The organism is Protofrankia sp. CiP1_Cm_nod3 (assembly GCF_982290655.1).
This window is the reverse complement of sequence record NZ_CEVIVD010000018.1, coordinates 1-6082: the sequence shown is the minus strand read 5'-3', so window position 1 is coordinate 6082 and position 6082 is coordinate 1. Positions and strand designations below refer to the sequence as shown.

At 71.6% G+C, this 6082-nt stretch carries 3 protein-coding genes; all 3 read right to left on the bottom strand.

Translation table 11 applies throughout. From position 1 onward, the window contains the following. Positions 1 to 2576: transglutaminase TgpA family protein (locus tag AC5LUJ_RS05985; protein ID WP_493464593.1), on the bottom strand; the 2576-nt coding region annotated here is incomplete at its 3' end. Then, entirely contained in the window at positions 2573 to 4756 is a 2184-nt protein-coding gene (locus tag AC5LUJ_RS05980; protein ID WP_250291957.1) for a DUF58 domain-containing protein, read from the bottom strand. The genes AC5LUJ_RS05980 and AC5LUJ_RS05985, both read right to left, overlap by 4 nt. 6 nt (positions 4757 to 4762) lie before the next feature. Beyond that, a complete protein-coding gene (locus AC5LUJ_RS05975; RefSeq protein WP_445548461.1) occupies positions 4763 to 5791 on the bottom strand; it encodes an AAA family ATPase in 1029 nt (342 codons plus the stop codon). Between the last annotated feature and the right edge of the window lie 291 nt (positions 5792 to 6082).

Below are 6082 nucleotides of genomic sequence, written 5' to 3'. Positions count from 1 at the left end.
TGCCGGCTGTTCTGGTCGTGCCGGAGTGCTGCCGGGCGTCTCGGCTTCGGGCGGCTCCCCGTCCGGACCAGGCTGCGCAGGCCCCTCAGGTCGGCGACCACGGAGCGGGGGACTGCGGTGGCCCAAACGCGGCTGGTACGCGGCGTTATCTTCTTCAGGATGCGCGTAACTGTCTGTAGATCACGTCCGATTCGTTCGTCCGGTGCGTGGGAGCGGACCAGGGCCAGCGGCGCGTAGCAGGCGAGTTCCTCCGCCTCGGCGATCCGGAGCAGGGCAGCCAGGGCCTCCTCGGCCTCCGCCGTCGTGATCGTTCGCTCGGGGGTGCGGGCGTTGGCCGCGATGTGAGCGCTCAGCCGCGTCGCGCTGGCTCGCGGGGACTCGTTCGGCCGCAGCGGCATGCCGAGATCGACGGTGAGGTCGGCCAGTTCGGCCCAGGCCGCGTGCGCACGGCTGTCGGCCGCCGCGTCCCCGTCGTCGGGGGCCTCCCGCAGGGTGGCCCTGAGGCGCTGTCGACGGCGGGCCATCCGCAGCAGGGCTGGTCCACCCAGTGGCGCGAGGAGGGCGGCCCCCGGCAGGAACCACCAGAGGATCGCGGGCAGCGGCCCGTCGCTGGTGGGCCGCGGCTGTGTGAGAGGCTGATGCGCCACCGTGTCCTGCCCGTCGCCGCTGGTGGTGCCTGCGCTCGGCGCGGCGGTCTCGGGCGCGGACGACGACCGGGCGGCGCCCGCCTGCACGGAAGCCGTGCTCCCTCCAGCCGGCTTCTGGACCTGTGAGTAGCCGGGGATGGCGATGCCCGCACTCGCTGGCGGGGTCGGCTCGAAGGGGATCCATCCGGTGGGGGCGAACCACACCTCTGGCCACGCATGCATGTTCTTGTTGGTCATCAGGTAGCTGCCGTCCGGCTGCCGTTCGCCCGCGTTGAAGCCGATCGCCACCCGGGCCGGGATCCCCAGCGACCGCAGCAGCACCGTCATCGCGGAGGCGAACTGCTCGCAGTAGCCGCGTTTGCGCGTGAACAGGAAGTCTGTCAGCGCCCCGGCCTGGGTGGTGGGTGCGCCGTCCAGGTCGTAGGTGAAGGCACCGCTCTGCAGGTAGTTCTGGATGGCGACAGCCTGCTGGTAGGGGCCGGACGCGGTTCGCGTGAGCTGCCGTGCCAGGTTGTGGATCCGGGGGTCGGTGCTGGCGGGCAGTTCGGTGTCGATCTTCAGCTCGGCTGGGACGGCTGTCAACGTGGTCGTGAGCTCTTCGCGGGTGGGGGCTGGGACGGCTGCTTCGACCTGGTAGGTCGCGTCGGCGGTGGAGGTCCGGGTGCTGAACACCGTGCCGGTCTCGGCGGCCAGCCGCCAGTCACCGTCAAGACCGGTGATTCTGGTCGGGGTGCCGGGCAGCGGGAGGTAGTTCGCCTCCAGGTCCTTCGACACGCGGATGGCCGCGGCGATCTGCGTGCTGTGGGCGGTGGCTGTCGGCCTGGGCAGGCCGTTGCTGATTTTTGCCTCGCGTCCGGCGCGCAGCGCCCGCAGGGTGAACTGTTGCCCGTCGAACTGTTCGAGCGCGGTCAGCCGCAGATACTGCGGTGACGTGGTGCGCACCGACACCAGTTCCTTTGTCAGCGGGGAGTGCAGTTGCTGCGCCAACGAGACGATCGGCTGGATGACAACCGTCGAGCCGGGGCCGTCGTCATGGTTGTTGCCCTGACCGTGCGTGACAAGCGCCAGTTCCTGTAGCGAGGGCAGCGCGGCCGGTACAGCCACCGCGCACACCATCGCGCACACGGTGATCCCGATGACGTGGACGCCGGCTCTGTTGCCCAGCCGCGGGGATGCCGACGAGGCGGCATCCGATGCGCCCTGGCCAGGGCCATGATCAGAGCCAGAGCCAGAGCCAGAGCCAGAGCCAGAGCCAGAGCCAGAGCTATGGCCGGTGCCGACGCCTGGGCCGGGTGCGCCGGAACCCGATGCGGGGGCTGACGCGGTGGTGACCGGTTTTCGCCAGCGTTCGATGCTGGTGTGGCCGTCCACTATCAGCAGCAGGAGGAAGCCCAACGCGCCGAGAACGAACCGGACCGGCCCGACGCCGTCCGGCAGCACCGCCGCCGGCAGCATGAACAGCGCCAGCAGCGGGAGCCCGGCGAGTGCCGGACGCCGGGCCACCGTCATCAGGAAATCGACGACCATCGTGACCAGATGGACGCCGATGAGGACGAGCAGCGCCAGACCCGGCCGTTGCGGTACCGGCGCGGCGAACCGAGCCACGTCGTCCCGGCCGGTGGCGATCAGGGAACGCAGCGTTTCCAGCGTCTGGCTGGTCGGCAGCACGCCGGCGAGGGCGGTTTCCCGCGCACACAGTATGGTCGCCGCGACGAGCAGGCTGAGTGCCTCCAACAGCACGATGCCCGGGACGGGCAACCGCAGGGCCTGGCCCAGCACGGACGTTCCCGCCACCACCGCCGTGGCCGCGACAGCCAGCCGCAGCCACCACAGGCCGTCGAACAACGGCGCGAGCGCGAACGCGCACAGCAGCGACGCGAGTGCGCCACCGAGAGTAGCGGTCAGGGTGGGGGGCAGGCGCGTGATCATCGCCGCAGGCCTGCTTCCGCCTCTGGCTGCCCTGCCGTGGCCGCGTCTTCCGGGGTCTCCTCAGGCCGCACCCGCGTGGCCGGTGACCGGGGTGTTGCGGACGGGCGCGCCGGCTCGGGCCTGCTGTCGGCGCGTTCCCGCATGGCAGACAAGCGGGGCAGGGGGGACGTTCTGGCGCTGTCGGGCGGTCCGGGTGGGAGGGCTGTCGGGCGTGCGGTGGGTGGGCGTGTGGTAGGTGGTGCCGTGCTGGTCGTGTCAGGCGGGAAGGATCTTGGGCCGCCGGTGGCCCGGCTGGTAATGGCTGGGTCAGCGGCGGTCGGCCAGGTGGCCGCTGGTCTGCCGACCCTTGGCCTGCCGGCCGCCGCGCTGCTGGTGGCCGAACTCTCAGCGGCCGAACCTCTGATGGCCGAATCGCTGCTGGCTGGCCAGGCGGTGGCCTGACCGGTGGTAGCAGGGCCAACGGCCGCCGAATCAGGAGTCGCCGGGCCAGGAGCCGTCGGGCCAGGAGCGGCCGAGGCAGGAGCCGCCGAATCAGGAGTCGCCGGGCCAGGAGTCGCCGGGCCAGGAGTCGCCGGGCCAGGAGTCGCCGGGCCAGGAGTCGCCGGGCCAGGAGCGGCCGAGGCAGGAGCGGCCCGGCCAACAGTGGATGGCCACTCGAGCGGCTGGCTCGACGAGGCCGACGGATCCGGATGCCGTGGTTCCGGATGCCGCGGCTGCGTGGGACCACTCCCTTGGGCGACGTGCCGTGGTTCCGGATGCCGTGGCTGCGGTGGCTGCGGTGGCTGCGGTCGGCCATGGTGGATCACGCCTGTGCTCTGGGCGCCGGCCGCCTGACGCCCGGCCCTGTTGTTCTTCCCGCTGCCGGCTGTGCTTCGTCCGGAGCTCCGCTGGGACCCACCCGGCCACAACGTGGCGAGGGTGTCGCCGTAGCCGGCGACGATCACAGTCCAGCCGTGACGCTGGAAGACCGCGCGGCAGGCGCGCAGGTTCTCCTGCCCGGTGGCCTCCTGCCCGGCTGCGGCATGGTTCCCGTCCCAGGTCGCGACGTTGACGAGCACGACCGTCGCGAGTGTGCCGCGCGGGCGGGCCCTGGCGAGTATCCCTGCTCGTGCCGGCTCGGTGGAGCCGAGGACCGCCACGAGTATCCCGTCGCCGGCGAGGTGGGCCAGGCCGCGCCGGCCGGGGATGGGCGGGCCCGGGGATGCCGCACGGGACGGCGGACCGGCGTCGGCGGTGGTCACCACGGCGAGCGCGTCCAGCAGCGCGGTGGTGCTGCGGGTCGGCTTCCGTGGTCCGCCCGCGGCCGGTGCGGCCGCCAGGCTGCCGTCACAGATCAGGTCGACCAGGTGGCCGCTCTCGGTGAGATGCGCCGCGACCGAGCCAGCGGCGCTGACCGCCCACTCGAACGAGGAGGCCGGCCCCTGACCGGCCCAGGCCGCGGAGCGGGTGTCGAGCAGGACGGTCGCGCTGGCCGGGCGGGAGCTCTCCTCCCGGCGCACCATCAGCTCACCGGCGCGGGCACTGGTGCGCCAGTGGATCCGTCGCAGGTCGTCCCCGGCCTGGTAGGGGCGGGTGACGAAGTCGTCGGTCCCCATGGTGGGCCGGTCGCGCTGGCGGAGGTCACCGATCGTGATCTGCCTGCCGGGGCGCGACGCGGGCAGCGTTTCCACCGGCGGGGTGACGACCAGTTCGTCGCGGCTGCGGAACGTGCGGGTGAGCTCGCACAGCCCGAACGGATCCGTGATCCGGATCGCCATCGGCCCGATCAGGTAACGGCCGCGCAGCCGGGGGCGAAGCTGATAGGTGAAGTACCGGGCGCCCCCCGGCTCCACCCGGTCGAGCATGAAGCGCGCCCGGAAGCCGAGATGGGCGGGGATGTCGTCATCCACCAGCAGCACCGAGGAGGAACGCCGACTCATGTTGTCGATCCGGACACCGACCGACACCACCGCCCCCACGGTCACGCGGGCGGGTGTCAGGCGCCGGTGGCAGGCGAGCCGGTAGCGGGTCCGGCACACGAACGCCGTCGCGCACAGCGGCAGGGTGAGCAGCAGCAGGCCGGCCCGCAGGAGGTCCTTCTCGCCGACCACGACCGCCAGCCCGCAGCAGACCAGCCCGGTGACCACGAAACACTGCCCGCGGACGGTCAGGCCTCGTAAGGCTGCCAGGAAGTCCGACACAGCGATCTAACGGCCACGGTGCGACGGACGTGCCCCCCGGTGCGGGATGGGGACCCGCGTGAGGATGTCCGCGACGATCCGGGAGGCGGCCTCGACGGCGGACCCGCCCGACGCCGCGGTCTCCGCTCTGACCAGCAGCCGGTGGGTGAGGACCGGTTCGGCCATCGCCTGGACGTCGTCGGGGACGACGAAGGCGCGGCCGTCGAGGGCGGCGTGGGCCCGGGCGGTCCTGATCAGGTGCAGGGCCGCGCGCGGGGAGGCACCCAGGACGAGCTCCGGGTGCCGGCGGGTCGCCGTCACGAGATCGACGATGTAGCGGCGTACCTCGTCGGCCACGTGGACCGAACGGACCAGGGAGATGAGTCTGGTGATCTCGGCGGCCTCGGTGACCGGGTCGACCGCGTCGAGGGGCTCGGTGTTGCCATGGCTGTCCAGCATGGCCAGCTCGGCCGCGGATGACGGATAGCCCATGGACACCCGTGCGGTGAAACGGTCCCGTTGCGCCTCGGGCAGGGGATAGGTGCCTTCCATCTCGATCGGGTTCTGGGTCGCGACGACCATGAACGGCGATTCCAGGTGATAGGTGACGCCATCAATGGTGACCTGGTGTTCCTCCATGCATTCGAGGAGTGCCGACTGCGCTTTGGGGGCGGCTCGGTTGATCTCGTCGGCTATGACCAGGTTGGAGAAGACCGGCCCGGGGCGGAACTCGAAGTCGCGGGTGTCCTGGTTGTAGACGCTCACCCCCGTGACATCGCTGGGCAGCAGGTCGGGAGTGAACTGGATGCGGCGGACGCGGGCGTCGATCGAGCGCCCCAGCGCCTTGGCGAGCATCGTCTTGCCGACGCCGGGCACGTCCTCGATGAGCAGGTGGCCTTCGGCGAGCAGGACGACCAGGGATGTCCTGACCACCTCGGGCTTGCCGTCGATGACGCTCTCGACCGCGCGGGTCATGCGCGTCGCGACATCCGCGAGGTGGCGCAGGCCGGTCCCGGGCTCGCGCCACGGTATGACGCCGGGCTCCGTCACCGTCACGTCGGCCTCCGTCCCCAGATCGGCGAGGTGGGCCCGGCGGCCCCCCCACAAGTGTGGCACCGAGCGGAAGCCGATCTTCACCGGCGGGAATCATCCGTCCGCTCCGTCCGGAAAGCGTACTCATTCGCGGCGGCGGTCGAGGATAGCCGCTGCATCGGTTACCGGAGGTGTTTTTGACACGTTCGGTCAAAAGACACATTGATGCCGGAGAGGTGATCTCCAGGCCCCGCCGGACGTGGGCGTGGGGGTGTCCGGAGTGTCGGACAGGTGGGGGGGAGTGGGGTACAGTGG